This window comes from Mesorhizobium sp. M7A.F.Ca.AU.001.01.1.1 (genome assembly GCF_004022735.1).
Taxonomy (GTDB): domain Bacteria; phylum Pseudomonadota; class Alphaproteobacteria; order Rhizobiales; family Rhizobiaceae; genus Mesorhizobium; species Mesorhizobium ciceri.
Genome location: NZ_RZPF01000036.1, coordinates 1 through 16,249, shown reverse-complemented (window position 1 = coordinate 16,249; position 16,249 = coordinate 1). Strand labels below are relative to the sequence as shown.

At 60.0% G+C, this 16,249-nt stretch carries 18 protein-coding genes and 1 tRNA gene; 13 read left to right on the top strand and 6 right to left on the bottom strand.

Going from position 1 to position 16,249, the window contains the following annotated elements:
- Window positions 1–986, bottom strand: a 986-nt coding sequence (tig, locus tag EN884_RS04200; protein ID WP_128360480.1) for a trigger factor, incomplete at its 3' end; no start/stop codon positions are given.
- 374 nt (window positions 987–1,360) lie between these two features.
- On the opposite strand from tig, the gene EN884_RS04195 reads away from it, so the two are divergent.
- Window positions 1,361–1,445, top strand: a tRNA-Leu gene (locus EN884_RS04195).
- 60 nt (window positions 1,446–1,505) lie between these two features.
- On the opposite strand, the gene EN884_RS04190 is transcribed toward EN884_RS04195, so the two are convergent.
- The gene (locus EN884_RS04190) at window positions 1,506–2,084 is read right to left on the bottom strand and encodes an NUDIX domain-containing protein (protein WP_024504405.1); all 579 of its coding nucleotides are present in this window, start codon (window positions 2,082–2,084) and stop codon (window positions 1,506–1,508) included.
- A 225-nt stretch (window positions 2,085–2,309) separates the two neighbouring features.
- Between EN884_RS04190 and EN884_RS04185 the strand changes: the two genes are divergently transcribed.
- The 3 genes from EN884_RS04185 (at window position 2,310) to EN884_RS04175 (ending at window position 4,074) form a co-directional block, all read left to right on the top strand.
- Window positions 2,310–3,413: an NADH:flavin oxidoreductase/NADH oxidase gene (locus tag EN884_RS04185; RefSeq protein ID WP_024504404.1), complete on the top strand. Its 1,104-nt coding sequence runs from the start codon at window positions 2,310–2,312 to the stop codon at window positions 3,411–3,413.
- Window positions 3,414–3,525: 112 nt separating this feature from the next.
- Window positions 3,526–3,804, top strand: coding sequence for a DUF982 domain-containing protein (locus EN884_RS04180; RefSeq protein ID WP_013532012.1), 279 nt, complete (start codon window positions 3,526–3,528; stop codon window positions 3,802–3,804).
- Between the two features lie 30 nt (window positions 3,805–3,834).
- Complete coding sequence (locus EN884_RS04175; RefSeq protein WP_013532013.1) at window positions 3,835–4,074, top strand: DUF2188 domain-containing protein; 240 nt, start codon at window positions 3,835–3,837, stop codon at window positions 4,072–4,074.
- A gap of 159 nt (window positions 4,075–4,233) precedes the next feature.
- On the opposite strand, the gene EN884_RS39330 is transcribed toward EN884_RS04175, so the two are convergent.
- Window positions 4,234–4,785, bottom strand: coding sequence for a hypothetical protein (locus EN884_RS39330; RefSeq protein ID WP_224672900.1), 552 nt, complete (start codon window positions 4,783–4,785; stop codon window positions 4,234–4,236).
- A 126-nt stretch (window positions 4,786–4,911) separates the two neighbouring features.
- Between EN884_RS39330 and EN884_RS04165 the strand changes: the two genes are divergently transcribed.
- From EN884_RS04165 to EN884_RS04125, 9 genes are all read left to right on the top strand, one after another.
- Entirely contained in the window at window positions 4,912–5,655 is a 744-nt protein-coding gene (locus EN884_RS04165; RefSeq protein ID WP_063167866.1) for a competence/damage-inducible protein A, read from the top strand.
- A gap of 81 nt (window positions 5,656–5,736) precedes the next feature.
- Window positions 5,737–6,570, top strand: coding sequence for a universal stress protein (locus EN884_RS04160; protein ID WP_027162597.1), 834 nt, complete (start codon window positions 5,737–5,739; stop codon window positions 6,568–6,570).
- A gap of 131 nt (window positions 6,571–6,701) precedes the next feature.
- Window positions 6,702–7,202 (top strand): xanthine phosphoribosyltransferase, encoded by a 501-nt coding sequence (gene gpt / locus EN884_RS04155; protein WP_013532017.1) that lies wholly within the window; start codon window positions 6,702–6,704, stop codon window positions 7,200–7,202.
- 210 nt (window positions 7,203–7,412) lie between these two features.
- Window positions 7,413–7,901: an NUDIX hydrolase gene (locus EN884_RS04150; protein WP_013532018.1), complete on the top strand. Its 489-nt coding sequence runs from the start codon at window positions 7,413–7,415 to the stop codon at window positions 7,899–7,901.
- A gap of 132 nt (window positions 7,902–8,033) precedes the next feature.
- A complete protein-coding gene (locus EN884_RS04145; RefSeq protein WP_063167865.1) occupies window positions 8,034–8,345 on the top strand; it encodes a PilZ domain-containing protein in 312 nt (103 codons plus the stop codon).
- 631 nt (window positions 8,346–8,976) lie between these two features.
- Window positions 8,977–12,759, top strand: a complete 3,783-nt coding sequence (locus tag EN884_RS04140; protein WP_063167864.1) for a vitamin B12-dependent ribonucleotide reductase — start codon at window positions 8,977–8,979, stop codon at window positions 12,757–12,759.
- Window positions 12,760–12,847: 88 nt separating this feature from the next.
- On the top strand, window positions 12,848–13,873 hold the full coding sequence (locus EN884_RS04135) for a DUF4238 domain-containing protein (protein ID WP_063167863.1): 1,026 nt from the start codon (window positions 12,848–12,850) through the stop codon (window positions 13,871–13,873).
- A gap of 55 nt (window positions 13,874–13,928) precedes the next feature.
- Window positions 13,929–14,126, top strand: coding sequence for a type II toxin-antitoxin system HicB family antitoxin (locus EN884_RS04130; RefSeq protein WP_164746046.1), 198 nt, complete (start codon window positions 13,929–13,931; stop codon window positions 14,124–14,126).
- Window positions 14,127–14,213: 87 nt separating this feature from the next.
- On the top strand, window positions 14,214–14,810 hold the full coding sequence (locus EN884_RS04125; protein ID WP_063167862.1) for a hypothetical protein: 597 nt from the start codon (window positions 14,214–14,216) through the stop codon (window positions 14,808–14,810).
- A gap of 115 nt (window positions 14,811–14,925) precedes the next feature.
- Here the strand turns inward: EN884_RS04125 and EN884_RS04120 are convergent, their stop codons facing one another.
- The 3 genes from EN884_RS04120 to EN884_RS38925 all read right to left on the bottom strand — a co-directional run.
- Complete coding sequence (locus EN884_RS04120) at window positions 14,926–15,198, bottom strand: hypothetical protein (RefSeq protein WP_245459189.1); 273 nt, start codon at window positions 15,196–15,198, stop codon at window positions 14,926–14,928.
- Between the two features lie 40 nt (window positions 15,199–15,238).
- Window positions 15,239–16,069 (bottom strand): S-formylglutathione hydrolase, encoded by an 831-nt coding sequence (gene fghA / locus EN884_RS04115; RefSeq protein WP_063167861.1) that lies wholly within the window; start codon window positions 16,067–16,069, stop codon window positions 15,239–15,241.
- The coding region (locus EN884_RS38925) for a hypothetical protein (protein WP_206617554.1) at window positions 16,066–16,249 on the bottom strand (184 nt) is incomplete at its 5' end. The genes fghA and EN884_RS38925, both read right to left, overlap by 4 nt.

Sequence of the window (16,249 nt, the reverse complement as noted above, 5' to 3'; positions counted from 1 at the left end):
TCCAGATCACGATTGACCTGCGCCCAGATGTTGTTGAACTCGGCGTCGACGAGCTTCGACGGCGCCTCGAACGAATAAGCCGCGTCGAGCTGGTCGAGCAGCTGGCGCTTGACCTTCTGGCGCGTCATGGCGCCGAACTGGTTCTCGATCTGGCCGCGCACGACGTCGCGCAGGCGCTCCAGCGACTCCAGGCCGAGGTTCTTGGCGGTCTCGTCGTTGATTTCCAGCGCGCCGGGCTGGGACACTTCCTTGACCGTGACATCGAAGGTCGCTTCCTTGCCGGCCAGATGCGCCGCCTGGTAGTTTTCCGGGAAAGTCACGGTGACCTGCTTTTCGTCGCCGGCCTTGGCGCCGACAAGCTGATCCTCGAAGCCGGGGATGAATTCCTTCGAGCCTAGCACCAGCGGCTGATCGGTGCCGGCGCCGCCATTGAAGGCCTCGCCGTCGATCTTGCCGACATAGTCGATGGTGACACGGTCGCCATTGGCGGCCTTGCCGGTCTTCGGCTCGTAGCTGCGCGCCGATTCGGCAACGCGCTGGACCTGCTCGTCGATCTCGGCATCAGGCACGTCGAACACCTGGCGCGTCACCTTGATGTCGGAAAAGTCCTTGATCTCGATCGCCGGGATGATCTCGTAGTTGAGGCGGAATTCGAAGTCGGCGCCGCCGGCCAGGATCTTCTCGGCTTCCTTCTCGTCCTCGGTCATGATGACTTCAGGCTGCATGGCAGCCTTTTCACCACGCCCGGTAATGATCGAACGAGTCGAATCGTTGAGGATTTCGTTGACCACTTCGGCCATGAACGACTTGCCGTAGACCTTGCGCAGGTGCTGCACCGGCACCTTGCCTGGACGGAAGCCGTTGATGCGGACCTTGTTGCGGGCATCCGAAAGCCGCGCCATCAGCTTGGCTTCCATGTCACCGGCCGGCACGGTGATCTTGATCTCTCGCTTGAGACCGGAGTTGAGCGTTTCGGTGACCTGCATCGTAAAACCTTTGTTTTCACCAATGAGACTGCCACGGCCTCTGCCGTTCACAGCCTGCCGGTATATTCTTGCCGGGAATGGCTTTTGGTACGGAACCTGGCGATTTGACCGAAAACCCGGCTCAAACTCTCCCAAACTGCGTTCCAAAATGTGAATAAGTTCTTGTTTTTCCTACTTCTTATCACATTCTGCAGAAGCGGATCGTCGCGTCCCGTCACATTTGACACGCCTTTTGTCACAGGCGAGGCCAATTTTCAACAGTCTTCGCATCCCAGCGATAACCAGCATTCGGGGCCTGCCCCACATCTTGTCGCTGGGCCACATCTTGTCTCTGACATTGACAGAATGATGGCCACATGGGATTGCCGGTCCATGCGGATGTGGCGGAACTGGTAGACGCCCTGGATTTAGGTTCCAGTGCCGAAAGGCGTGGGGGTTCGAGTCCCTTCATCCGCACCACCCTTCGAGCTTCGGGTGGCGGGCCACCCGAAAGTCCTGGCGAAGGAGGACCGGCGCCTTTCAGGCAGGCATCGGATTGAGCTTCAGATGCTGGATCAGGATGATGGTCTTGGCGTCGACGATACGGCCATCGGCGATGCCGGCCAGCGCCTCGTCGAGCGGCATTTCCAGAACCTCGATGTCCTCGCCCTCTTCTTGCGCGCCGCCGCCGGCCGAGATGCGGTCGGCGGGTGAATAGCGGCCGATGAAAAACCAGAGCCGTTCGGTGACGCTGCCGGGGCTCATATAGGGCGAAAACAGCCGCTCGATATCCTTCAAGCGATAACCCAGCTCTTCCTCGGCTTCCTTGCGGATGGCGGTCTCCGGATCGTTTTCGTCCAACAGACCGGCACAGGCCTCGATCAGCGGCTCGCGGTGGCCGGTGACGTAAGCGGGATAGCGGAACTGGCGCACCAGAAGCACGGTCGAACGCAAGGGGTCGTAAGGCAGGATCACCGCACCATCGCCGCGATCATAGGTCTGGCGGATTTGCGTCTCCCACTGACCGTCGCGCCGGCGGTAGTCGAGGACGGTCTTCTTCAGGATGGCCCAGTCGTCGGAGAGGATTTCCTCCGAACGGACGCGAATACGATCTTCCATCCCGGTCTCCATGCTAAAGCGCGTCGCACTTCATGCTCCTGTTTATGCCTGTCGTTCTCCCAAAACCGGAGCCACTTTTGGGAGACATGCCTGGCCGAGGCGTAGCCGCGAACCGGCATTTCGGCAATCCCGCCCGTGATTGGTCCAGAAGCCCTTTCACCGCCTCGTGTCTGGCGCAGGCGCCATCGGTCGCCTAAATAGCTGCGAACCCTCCCGGAGTTTCTCATGACAGCGTCGCTTTTCCAGTCGATCACTCTCGACGGCCTCACCTTCCCCAACCGCATCGCCGTCGCGCCGATGTGCCAGTATTCCGCCGAGGACGGCTCGGCCAGCGACTGGCATCTCCATCACTGGATGAACCTCGCAATGTCCGGCGCCGGCATGGTCACGGTCGAGATGACCGATGTCGAGCGGCGCGGGCGTATCACCCATGGCTGCCTCGGCCTTTACTCTGAAGACAATGAAGCGGCCGCCCGCCGCGCGCTGGACGCTGCACGACGCGTCGCCGCACCCGGCACGAAATTCGGCTCCCAACTGGCCCATGCCGGCCGCAAGGCTTCGAACCGCAAGCCGTGGGAGGGCGGCGGGCCACTGAAGCCAAACGAGGATCCCTGGCAGACCGTCTCCGCCTCGGCCATCCCCTACGACACCGGCTGGAACGTGCCGCACGCTCTGGAGGACGAGGAGATCCTACAGCTGATCGAGCGCTTCGCCGAGGCGGCAAGGCGAGCCGAACGCGCCGGCTTCGATTTCCTCGAACTGCACGCCGCGCATGGCTATTTGATCTTCCAGTTCCTGTCGCCCTTGTCCAACCAGCGCACGGACCGCTGGGGTGGCGCGCTGGAAAACCGCATGCGTTTTGCCGTCGAAATCACCAAGGCGGTGCGCAAGGCGGTGCCAAAGCTGATGCTCGGCGCAAGGCTGTCCGTGAAGGATTGGGTCGACGGCGGCTTCGACGTGGCGGACGCGATCGAAGTGGCCAAAGCGCTGAAGGACGAGGGCGTTGCCTATCTCTGCTGTTCGAGCGGCGGCAATTCGCCGTTGCAGAAATTGCCCACCGGCCCCGGCTATCAGGTGCATCTGGCGGAGGCGGTGCGCAAGGGCGCTGATATTCCGACCCGCGCCGTCGGCCTGATCGACGACCCCAAGCAGGCCGAAGCGATCGTCACCGAGGGCCGCGCCGACATGGTGGCGCTGGCGCGGGCCTTCCTGGCTGATCCGCGCTGGGGGTGGCGTGCGGCGGCGACATTCAGCGAGACAATCCACCCGGCGCCACAACTTGCCCGTTCGGTGACCACGATGCAGCATTGGATGAAGGCGGCGGGCTGAACGGTTCGCGCTCCCGACACGGCGCTGTAGAGCCTTCAAACAGCCTCTGAGACGTTTGGGCGCAGGCTGACGGCCATGGTTGCAACCAAATTGGCTGCTTTGCGTTGCGGCCATGATGGACAACAAACCTTTTGAAGTGCCGGTCGTCGTCGAACTTGGCCACGTCGGCAAATATCGCCACATCCGCAGCGCCCAGGAGGCCGCGGAGTGCCTGATGACGGTGTGGCCGCTCAATCGCGGCCCGCGCCATCGTGATGCCCTCGACACTTGCCTCAAAGTGCTGGAAGGTTATCGTTCGACAGCAGATGCGCGCCGGGCGCTGATTGAAGCCGCCAAGGAATCGGAAGTGCTGGTGCCCGACGACAGACTGCCCGACGACCGACTGCATTGAGCAGACGGACCTTTCAACCGGAGGTTTTTCATGGCGAAGCTGACTTACAAGATCGTCGAACATGACGGCGGCTGGGCCTACAAGGTCGGAGCGACCTTTTCCGAGACGTTTCCGACGCATCAGGACGCGTTGCGCGCCGCCGAAATCGCCTCGGCCGAGCAGCAGGTCGCCGGAGCGACGGACGGCATCCAGTATGAGGACGCCGAGGGAAAATGGCATGAGGAACTGGCCGACGGCCGCGACCGGCCGCAGACAGAAGTCTCGGACTGATTCGGTATCGCGGTTGATGTGGAGCGGTTCGACGGAGCGCCGACCGCAGCGCCGTCCGGAGAGAGGACGCGCCAGCGGCCAGCGGCTGTCCTTGCGGACTAGCCCTCGAACATGGATTTCTGGAAAATCGGCGTGCGCTTTTCGGAAATCACGTTCTGGCTATTTGCCGCAATACTGATCGTTGACGTTTTGCCCTGCGTTAGCGTCCGGGCCTGGTGTGTTGTGGGCACATGGGCCAATAGCGCCGGTGTTGCCTTGGGTGTTCAACCCGGAGCCGTCACTGATGCTTCCCGTGGTGTAGGGGTCGACAGTTGTCTGGTCGTTGTTACCGAACAGCCACCAGTCATGATTGTTTGAGTACCTGTCGTCCAGTGACTGCGCCATCGCCGATGTGGCGAGACCGATCGTCAGGACGGATGCTGCGAGAAGTTTTGTAACCATTGAATCACTCCGTATCTTAGCCGCCTTGGTGCGACACTCATAAAACCCGGTAGTCAGCCGAATGGTTCCTTGAAATTGTCGTGAAGCTGAGGTGAGGCCCCGATCAGCCCGGCCGGCGATGCGCTCGATGGATGCGGCGGTTCGCTCCTGGGCCATGAATTCCGGCAAGTGCCCCTTGCCATAGCACCCGTCGATGCGGCCGAGATCTTGCTCGACCGCCACGTCATCGCAGAACATGGTGTGGAAACGAGTTGGCTTCGACCGAGCCATCCACCTCCGGCGGTCATGTAGTCGGGCAGGAAAGCCGGCGCCGCGGAGATGACATTGCGGCCACCGCTGCGCCGCGCTATCTCAGACCACTCGCCTTCCCGGGCCACTCGCTTGCCGGAGCTTCCCATGCCTGAAATCGTGACCGCCGCCATGCTCGTCATCGGCGATGAGATTCTGTCCGGCCGCACCAAGGACAAGAACATCGGCCATCTCGCCGACATCATGACGGCGATCGGCATCGACCTGAAGGAAGTGCGCATCGTCCCGGACGAGGAAGACGAGATCATCGCGGCGGTGAACGCCGTGCGCGCGCGCTACACTTATGTGTTCACCACGGGCGGCATCGGGCCGACGCATGACGACATCACGGCCGATTCCATCTCCAAGGCCTTTGGCGTACCTTGCGAATACGATGCCCGGGCCTATGCGATGCTGGAAGCAAGCTATGCCGCGCGCGGCATCGAATATACCGAGGCCCGCAAGCGCATGGCACGGATGCCGCGCGGCGCCGATCTCATCGACAATCCGGTGTCGGTCGCGCCTGGCTTCCGCATCGGCAACGTCCACGTCATGGCTGGCGTGCCGTCGATTTTCCAGGCCATGCTCGACAATGTCGTGCCGACGCTGAAGGCCGGCACAAAGATGCTGTCGGCGACCGTGCCCTGCCCGTTCGGCGAAGGCCTCATCGGGGGGCCGCTGGGTGATATCCAGAAAGCGCATCCCGATACGATCATCGGCTCCTACCCGAAATATGGCGATGGCAAGTTCTGGACCGAACTGGTCGTGCGTGCCCGCAGCCAGGAGGCGCTGGACGCTGCCCGCGCCGATGTCGAGGCGATGGTCGCCGGCTTCGCCAGCAATCCCGGCTGATCTGGTCCAGACCGGAACAAAGCACGACGCTGCAACGTTTCCCCGGCACGAGTTCGCCAGCTCGTGAACTGAGGGATTGTCATGCGATTCAAAACCATCGTCGCCATTCTGCAGAACGAGCAGGACGCCGAGCGCGTGCTCGACTGCGCCATTCCGCTCGCCAACCGGTTCCAGAGCCATCTGGTCGGCATCCACGCCGAAACGCTTCCCGTGCCCTACACCTCTGCCACAGGCTTTCCCGACACCGAATTCCTGCAGGTTTCGGCAGATATGAACCGGGAACGGGCCGAGAAATTGAGGACGCTGTTTCTCAGGCATATCGAGGATTCCGGTCTTTCCTTCGAGTGGCGAAGCCTGGAGAGCTTTTCGGGTGACAGCGCGCTGACCGGGATTTCGAGCGTGCGGGCCGCCGACCTGATCATAGCAGCGCAGCGCGAAACGGGCGGCGATTCCAGCGCGGACGTTGACACGCTGGTCTACGATGCCGGCCGGCCGGTGCTGGTGGTGCCGCACGAGGGTCCGCTGATCACCACCTTCAAACGCGTCTTGCTCGCCTGGAACGGCAGCAAGGAAGCGGCGCGCGCCGCCTTCGACGCGCTGCCCTTCATCATCGAAGCCGAGAAGACCGACATATTGGTTATCGACCCTCCTGAAACGCTCGACGACAGCCCGGAGGCCGCCGGCGCCGAAATCGCGGCGGCGCTGTCGCGCCACGGCGCCACCGTCAGCGTCTCGGTGCAGCAGTCGGGCGGCAGTTCGGTCGATGACATCATCCAGACCAGGATCGCGGAAACCGGCGCCGATCTGCTGGTGCTCGGCGCCTACAGCCATTCATGGCTGCGCCAGCTTCTGTTCGGCGGCGTGACGCGCAGCGTGCTGCGCACCGCGCCGGTGGCAGCCTTCCTGTCGCGGTAAGCCCACAGCGATCGCTGGCCCTTGCCTTGCCAAGGCCCCTGCTCTTGCCAAGATGGGGGCTTTCCAGCTAATTCCGCGCGCATTCCCCTGTTTTCTTGCGCGCGATCCCCGCGTGCTGTGGAGTGCGCGACATGTCCCTTCCCGAAAAAGCCTTTCCGGTCTCCTGGGACCAGTTCCATCGCGACGCTCGCGCACTCGCCTGGCGGCTTGCCGGTGCCAACAAGGGGCAATGGAAAGCGATCGTCTGCATCACGCGAGGCGGGTTGGTGCCGGCGGCGATCATCTCGCGTGAACTTGGCATCCGCGTCATCGAAACCGTCTGCGTCGCCTCCTATCACGATTATACCAGCCAGGGGCAGCTGCAGGTCCTCAAGGAGATCACCCCTGCCCTGCTCGCCGAAGACGGCGCCGGCGTGCTGATCATCGACGACCTGACCGACACCGGCAAGACGGCGGGCATCGTGCGCGCGATGATGCCCAGGGCGCATTTCGCCACCGTCTATGCCAAGCCGAAAGGCAGGCCGCTGGTCGATACTTTCGTCACCGAAGTCAGCCAGGACACCTGGATCTATTTCCCGTGGGATATGGGCTTCACCTACCAGAAGCCGATCGCCGACGACCACGCCGGCTGATTCGCAACTACCCTGTTACAGACCAGCAGCTTGCACCGGGGATGGATTTGCTTTCGCAAACACGTCCGGCAGAGCCGGATATTTCGCGAAATCGACGTCTATTGGCGGAAATTGGCCAGGCGAATGAAATTTTTTACTTTTATTGCCGACAATTAGCCGTAAGATTCGTGAGACGGCAAACGATTCCGGAGGCTGGGGCTAGCTTCTTCGATGTTGACGAGGCCAACGACACACAATCATCTGGCCGAAAGGGTCCGACGGCTCTTCGGCACCGCGCCGTGCCGCCTGCAGGTTGCCGCCCTGCCCTGGCGCGACACGGGAGACGGCGTCGAAATCATGCTGATCACCAGCCGCGATACCGGCCGTTGGGTTTTGCCCAAGGGTTGGCCAGAGGCCAGGGAGCCGCTCTGCGAGGCCGCGGCGCGCGAAGCCGGCGAGGAGGCCGGGCTGCGCGGCCGTGTCTCTCATCTTGAAGCCGGCCGTTACTTCTACGCCAAGGCGCTGGCTTCCGGCGAAGAAGTCCCGTGCGAGGTCCTGGTGTTTCCGCTGCATGTCGACAAAGTCGCGGACCGCTGGAAGGAAAAACGCTCACGCACCCGCAAATGGGTCCGTGCAAGCGAAGCGGTGCGCATGGTCAACGAACCCGACCTTTGCCAGATCATCGCCTATTTCTGCGCCGACCCGCACAGCTTCTCCTGACGGGCGGCCACACCGCGCTCTTTGCAAAACGGGACTTGCTTGCAAAGGCTGGACACGCGTTGCCGCCATCGACATGAATGCTTTGCTAAGGAATCAAAGGTAGGATTCGGCAGCTCTGGTATTTTTTGATCGATGGCGAGCCCCGAAAATCCAATTCCAAACGAGTCCGACGAGCCTGAGCGCGAGCATCGTCCGCGCGTGCTCAAGGGCGGGTCGATCATCACCGGAATTTCGAATTCGGAAGTCGGCTGCACGCTGCGCAATCAACACGAAGGCGGAGCCGAACTGAAGATACCGCTGGAAGCCCGGGTTCCCGATCGCTTCCTTCTCTATGTGCCGCTCGACGGCATTGCCTATCGGTGTGAGGTCCGCTGGCGTCGCAATGACCGTATCGGGGTGCAGTTCACCGGCACCGAGCCAAAACCCAGGCTGCACTACGGCTGATCCATTCAGGCACGACGCTTTGGATCGTTGCCGCGTCCGGATTGCCTGGTGGCGACAAAATTGCGATCGCCGCACCGCATTCTATCCCCGTTATCCACATATGTGACACACAAGATGTTGGGGTCACAAAAGCTACGCAAACGAATCCTTGACGGCGCAAAACGAGTCGCCTTTTATAGGCCATGCGCTCCTGTTGAGAGTGCGACCGGAAAGTTCTGAGCCCGGTCTTTTTCCCGGATTATGTGCGTTTTGCTCGCATTTCCGCCTGGTTACGAGGCCGGCGGAAGCGTTGGAATTGTGGGGCGGTTGGGGTCGATAGGGACAATTGTCGGGCTTGAATAAATTGTCTGTTAATACTATATTTAGTGTTTGCAGGTAGGTTCGACGCTAGATAGTGTGAATTTCCCTCGACCGAGGGAATCGGAAAAAAATCAGTTTTGAGGGACCCGTGGGTTCGTCGGCGCGTTGGACAGGCACTTCGCAAGGAGTTTGACCAGCAGGGCCGGCGGAGGCTGCGAAATGGAGAGCCGGCCGTTTTCGAACGCCGGCAGACGGCGGACATGCGCGTTTCGCATCGGGGGCAGAAATCCCTGGGGAAAAGCGCTACATATAGACAAAAGGGACCGGACCAATGCGCATCGAGCGTCGTTTCACCAAGCCAGGACAGTCCGCCTATGCGGAGATCGAATTCCGCAAGGCGCTTTCGGAGATCAAGAATCCGGATGGCTCGGTGGTGTTCCGCTTGGACAATATCGACGTGCCGGCGCAGTTCTCCCAGGTCGCAGCCGATATCCTGGCACAGAAATATTTCCGCAAGGCCGGTGTTCCGGCACGCCTGAAGAAGATCGAAGAGAACGACGTCCCCTCCTTCCTGTGGCGCTCCGTCGCCGATGAGGCGGAACTCGCCAAGCTGCCGGAAGCCGAGCGCTACGGTTCCGAGATCGACGCCCGCCAGGTCTTCGACCGCCTTGCCGGCACCTGGACCTATTGGGGCTGGAAGGGCGGCTACTTCAAGGCGTCGGAAGAAGACGCACGCGCCTTCCGTGACGAGCTTGCCCACATGCTGGCCACCCAGCGCGTCGCGCCGAACTCGCCGCAATGGTTCAACACCGGCCTGCACTGGGCCTATGGCATCGACGGCCCGAGCCAGGGCCACTTCTATGTCGACCCGTTCACCGGCAAGCTGACCAAGTCGAAATCCTCCTACGAGCATCCGCAGCCGCATGCCTGCTTCATCCAGGGCGTACAGGACGACCTCGTCAACGAGGGTGGCATCATGGATTTGTGGGTGCGTGAAGCGCGCCTGTTCAAATACGGCTCCGGCACCGGCTCCAACTTCTCGCTGCTGCGCGGCGAAGGCGAAAAACTGTCCGGTGGCGGCCGCTCGTCGGGCCTGATGAGCTTCCTCAAGATCGGCGACCGCGCGGCGGGCGCCATCAAGTCGGGCGGCACGACGCGCCGCGCCGCCAAAATGGTCATCGTCGACGCCGACCATCCCGATATCGAGGAATTCATCGACTGGAAGGTCAATGAAGAGCAGAAGGTCGCCTCGCTGGTGACCGGCTCGAAGATCGTCAAGAAGCATCTCGAAGCGATCATGAAGGCCTGCGTCAACTGCGAAGGCAATGGCGACGACTGCTTCGATCCGTCGATCAACTCCGCGCTGAAGCGCGAGATTAAGGCGGCCAAGAAGTCGGCCGTGCCGGAGAACTACATCTACCGCGTCATCCAGTTCGCCAAGCAGGGCTATAGCTCGATGTCGTTCAAGACCTACGACACAGACTGGGATTCGGACGCCTACCTCACGGTTTCGGGCCAGAATTCCAACAATTCGGTGTCGCTGAAGGATAATTTCCTGCGCGCCGTCGAGGACGATGCCGACTGGCACCTGACCGCCCGCAAGGACGGCAAGGTACTGAAGACGCTGAAGGCCAGGGATCTCTGGGAAAAGATCGGTTACGCCGCCTGGGCGTCGGCCGATCCGGGCCTGCATTTCAACACGACGATGAACGACTGGCACACCTGCGCTTCCGCCGGTGCGATCCGGGCGTCCAACCCGTGCTCCGAATACATGTTCCTCGACGACACGGCCTGCAATCTCGCCTCGATCAATCTGCTGCCCTACCGCAACGCCGACGGCACGATCGACATCGCAGCCTACGAGCACACGGTGCGGCTGTGGACCATCGTGCTCGAAATCTCCGTCATGATGGCGCAGTTCCCGTCGAAGGAGATCGCCAAGCAGTCCTACGAATACCGCACGCTCGGCCTCGGCTATGCCAATATCGGCGGCCTGCTGATGACGTCGGGCATTCCCTACGACTCCGACGAAGGCCGCGCGATCTGCGCCGCACTCACCGCGATCATGACCGGCATGGCCTATGCCACCTCGGCCGAGATGGCCGGCGAACTCGGCGCCTTCGCCGACTACGACCGCAATGCCCAGAACATGCTGCGCGTCATGCGCAACCATCGCCGTGCCGCCTATGGCGAGAAGCAGGGCTACGAGAAGCTCGCCGTCAACCCGGTGCCGCTCGTCGCTTCCGACCTGAAGCAGCAGGACCTTGCGACCCACGCCAAGGCCGCCTGGGACCGCGCCATCGAGCTCGGCGAGGAGCATGGCTACCGCAACGCGCAGGCGACCGTCATCGCGCCGACCGGCACGATCGGCCTGGTCATGGATTGCGACACCACCGGCATCGAGCCCGACTTCGCGCTGGTGAAGTTCAAGAAGCTGGCCGGCGGCGGCTATTTCAAGATCATCAATCGCGCCGTGCCGGAAGCGCTGCGCACGCTCGGCTATTCCGAAGCCCAGATCGCCGAGATGGAGGCCTATGCGGTCGGCCACGGCAACCTCAACCAGGCGCCGGCCATCAACCCCGGCGCGCTCAAGGCCAAGGGCTTCACCGACGAGAAGATCGCGGCGCTCAACGCAGCCTTGAAGTCGGCCTTCGACATCAAGTTTGTCTTCAACCAGTGGACGCTCGGCGCCGACTGGGTGAAGGAGACGTTCGGCTTCACCGACGAGCAGCTCAACGACTTCTCGTTCGAGATGCTGCCGGCGCTCGGCTTCTCCCGCAAGGACATCGAGGCCGCCAACATCCATGTCTGCGGTGCGATGACGCTGGAAGACGCGCCGTTCCTCAAGGCCGAACACCTCGCCGTGTTCGATTGCGCCAGCCCGTGCGGCAAGATCGGCAAGCGCTCGCTGTCTATCAACAGCCACATCCAGATGATGGCGGCGGCACAGCCCTTCATTTCCGGCGCGATCTCCAAGACCATCAACATGCCCAACGATGCGACGGTGGAAGACGCCAAGGGCGCCTACATGCTGTCGTGGAAGCTGGCGCTGAAGGCCAACGCGCTCTACCGCGACGGCTCGAAACTGTCGCAGCCGCTCAATTCCTCGCTGCTCGCCGATGGCGAGGACGACGAGGATGAAGCCGTCGAGCAGCTGCTCGCCGCACCTGCGGCAGCACGTGCCGCACAGATCACCGAGCGGATCGTCGAGCGCATCATCGAGCGCGTGTCGCGCGAGCAGGAAAAGCTGCCCGGCCGCCGCAAGGGTTACACGCAGAAAGCCAAGATCGGTGGCAACACCATCTTCCTGCGCACCGGCGAATATGACGATGGCCGTCTCGGCGAGATCTTCATCGACATGAACAAGGAAGGCGCGACTTTGCGTGGCCTTCTCAACAACTTCGCCATCGCCATTTCGTTGGGCCTGCAATATGGCGTGCCGCTCGACGAATATGTGCACGCCTTCACCTTCACCAAGTTCGAGCCGGCCGGCATGGTGCAGGGCAATGACGCCATCAAGAGCGCGACGTCGATCCTCGACTACGTGTTCCGCGAGCTGGCGATCTCCTACCTCGGCCGCAACGATCTCGCCCATGTCGACCAGTCGGACTTTTCCAACACCGCACTTGGCCGTGGCATCAGCGAAGGCAAGACCGATGCGGTCTCCAAGGGCCTGACCCGTGGCGCCTCGCCGGTGAAGCTGGTGTCGCGCGTCAGCGGCAACGATCCGAAAGGCTTTGCGGCCCCCTCGGGCGCCCCTGCCCGCTCGGCACCGACCGCCTTCTCCGGCTCCAACGTGCTGGCGCTGAAACCCGCCAGCGACGAAGCGGTCGCCTACAAGCGCGACTATGAGGAGCGGGCAAAGGAATTGGCCGAGGACATCGCCTTCGAGGAAGCGGCGGGTGTTGCTTCCGACGCCACGGCTGCGCTGTTCACCGACGCCGCGGCCATGGAGGCGGCGGAAGCCAAGAAACTCGCCAACGACCGCCGCGCCAAATCGCTGCTCCAGGGCTACACCGGCAATTCCTGCTCCGAGTGCCAGAATTTTACCATGGTGCGGAACGGGACCTGCGAGAAGTGCGATACGTGTGGCTCGACGAGCGGGTGCAGCTGAGCTAATTCACGCGCGCTGTCTGTCTGCTGCCAACAATGCGACTCCGCTCTCAGCAGAAGAGATATGCTGAGAGCGGAGGTCTATAAAAATGCCGCCAGAGCCCAAGCAACAGCACTATATTCCGGAAACTTATTCGAAGCATTTCTTGGATGGAGACGGCTGCATCAAAGTCTACGATACGTGGGAAGATTGTAGGCTTTTCTGCACCTCTCCAAAATCGGTATTCAAAGAGAAATACCTATACTCACAACCAGTTCATGCTGAAGCGCGTTTTGACAACGCGATCGAGAGACTTTTTTCCGACACGATAGAAAGCGGCTGGGACCGAGCTGTGAACATTATCGCGGAAAAGAAACCGCTCTCACTTGATGAAATTAAACATTTCACCGAATTCCTTTTGTCCATGCGATGCCGTGTACCCAACGCGCTTAGATCTGTTATGAGCCTTTTGCGAGACTCTGTTGCTAGGATATCGGACGCAGTTTCACCTCCCGTACCCGAGGCTCTGTTGGAAATTTATCGCAAGACGACAGGAGATGTATCGAGCCAGATTAGAATGCAGGATTTGATAAACGCCGGCATAATTCAAATAAACATTGACCCGCATACCGCCCTTCTTTCGATGCCAAATATCATTCGAGGCATGCTTCCTGTAATGAATCGGTACAACGCGCCTGTTTTTATACACAACGAGACAGGCGTCGATTTTATTTCTAGCGATAACCCCGTGTGCTACTTCAAATCGGGAACACCAATAGGTAAAATAGTTCCATACAGTGTCGGAAATTTTGATGATTTTGAACTTGTCTTCCCTATAACTCCGCGCATTGCGATGTATCTGGACACCCGAAGGCAGACGGATGCAATGCATAGAGAAGTACGCAACCGCCGGGCGATAGATCGCATCAATGAGGTCGTGGCTCTTTTTGCTGATCGCTATATATTTAGCCAACGGGGAGACATCGAGACCTTAGTATCCAACTTTTTCGATAAAGGGCCAGTTCCGGACTTCGAACGCTCGATAGTTGGTAACGGCTTGGTGCAGCGAATAAGCTACAAGATCGGACAGCCCTCCGCTCTATCGAATGCGTGGGAATACCCATTCCGACGATGAGGATGCAACAGGGCGTGAGCCGCTACACTGACTATCCACCTAGGGAGTGAAGTGCGTGTGTTACGCGGTGGTGATTGAAAAGGCGGGAAATAACTTTTCCGCTTATGTGCCGAATTTACCCGGCTGCATCGCGACCGGTGCAACTGTACGCGAGGTGGAAGCCGAGATTCGCGATGCAATTCGCTTTCACATCAAGGGTTTGCGGGCCGATGGGTTGAATGTGCCGAAGGTGTTAGCTTGGCAGAGTGCGTAAAGGCATAAAGCCACGAACCAGACCGGCACTACAGGTAGATGAACTTCACACCCACGTTATTGAGCGCGGTTTCTTTTGGAAAAATTTATGACAAGCGCTATTGGTTTGACGCCTATAGACCTCCTAACAACAATTTTGGTAGTTATTACGGGCGTATACGCCTGGCTAACTTATAAGATAGCCCACTCAAATAAAATGATGGTCATAGAAATACAGAAGCAGATCGAGGTTCAAACGCGGCCTGTAATTGCTTTGAATATCGAAATTCAACACCATACTATTTTTGTTGCTCGAATCTGGAACCGAGGCTCCTCATCCGCCGAGAACCTTAAACTGACGGTCGACAGAGACTTCTATCGCTTTGGGGAAACCGTTGGAGAATCAAAAAATATTTCTGATATGTATATTTTCAAAAACACATTGGCTGCACTCGCGCCTGGCGATGGATTCTGGATCGATCTTTGTACAGGCCCTCAGGTCGGCAAGGAGATCGGCGGCAAAATAGTAACACCTGACAAATTCACAATTCAGGCATCCTATGGCTACGGGTCGCGTATCTATACCGAGAACTTCTTTGTGGATCTTCGAGCTTATTTCTATACGTCCGGAGCGAAGAGAATTCCTGAGCAACTCGAAAAGATAGCAAAATCTCTGGATGAACTGGCAAAATCAAACAGAAAGTAGTCACCTCACCGTGGAACATGTCGAGGTTGATATGGGATCATCTCCCTGTGGGACACCGGAGCCGGGAATACGGCCAGAATAGTTGTTTGCGGCCAGGATCGCTGCCCGGACCAATTTACCCCGCCTGCAACACCTCCAGCGTCTGCCCGTCAAACGAAGGCTCGTCCTGGCCTATCCGCACGAACAGCACTTTCCGCCCCCCACCCTCGGGCACCTCGAAATACTGGATGCCGTCAGGCATTTCGCCCCAGGCGCCGCAGGGCGGCTCCGGGATCTCATCGGGGCTGGCTACCGCTTTCAGCTCTTTCGCATAGGCAGCGTCCGGGCTGAATGTGTAGCGTTTGACGCCGGCGGGGACTCTGCCCCCGGCGTAAGGCGTCGAATTCAATACCTTGTTTGCATCTGGCCATGCCTTCGGCCTGCCCGGTTCAAAGCCTCTCAGCATGCCATCTCAGATGGTCGTCCATGAAGCTGGAGATGAAAAGATACGAGTGGTCGTATCCATCCTGCATCCGCAATTTTAAAGGAATACCTGCTTTGGTGCAGGCCGCCTCAAGCAGCCAAGGCCTCAGCCCGTCGTCAAGAAATCCATCCGACGTTCCCTGATCCACCAAAAATTCGGGGAAGCGGTATCCGTCGTCGATGAGCGACGTCGCGTCGCAGCTTCGCCACGAGGCCTCATCCTTGCCGAGATACTTCTCAAAAGCCGGTCTCGACCAGCCGGCGGTGCTTGGCTGGGCGATCGGGGCGAACGCCGAGCAGCTCTTGAACCGCTGCGGATTCTTCAAGGCAATCGTCAGCGCGCCATGCCCGCCCATCGAATGGCCAAAGATTGCCTGGCGTGCCATATCGGCTGGAAATTCAGCCGCGATGAGGGCCGGCAACTCCTCGGCGACATAGGAATACATACGATAGTTCTTCGCATAAGGCTCTTGCGTCGCATCGAGATAGAAGCCGGCGCCGGAGCCGAACTGCCAGTTGTCTTTTTCATCCGGAATGTCGGCCCCGCGCGGGCTGGTGTCGGGACAAACGACGATCAGGCCGAGCTCGGCGGCCATGCGCCTGTACTCGCCCTTGTCCATGACATTGGCGTGCGTACACGTCAGGCCTGAGAGATACCACACAACGGGACAAGGCGTCTCCCGCGCCTGCGGAGGTATGAAAACGGCAAAAATCATGTCGCAACGGCAACTCGTCGAGAAATGGGAATAGACGCCCTGCACGCCGCCATGGGCTTTCGTCTGAGAGATGATTTTCATGTGTTCTCCACGTTGCGGGTCGGATGACGGTCGGCCCCACCACTGCCACCCAGCGGCAAGCACTTGCGTCCTGCCATCGTATGGTTCCTGTGTCGACGGATCTCAGCGCGGAAAAAGAACATCGCCCATTCCGAGCACTGCGTTATCCCCGCCATATTTGCGCGGTGCGCTCCCCAGAAG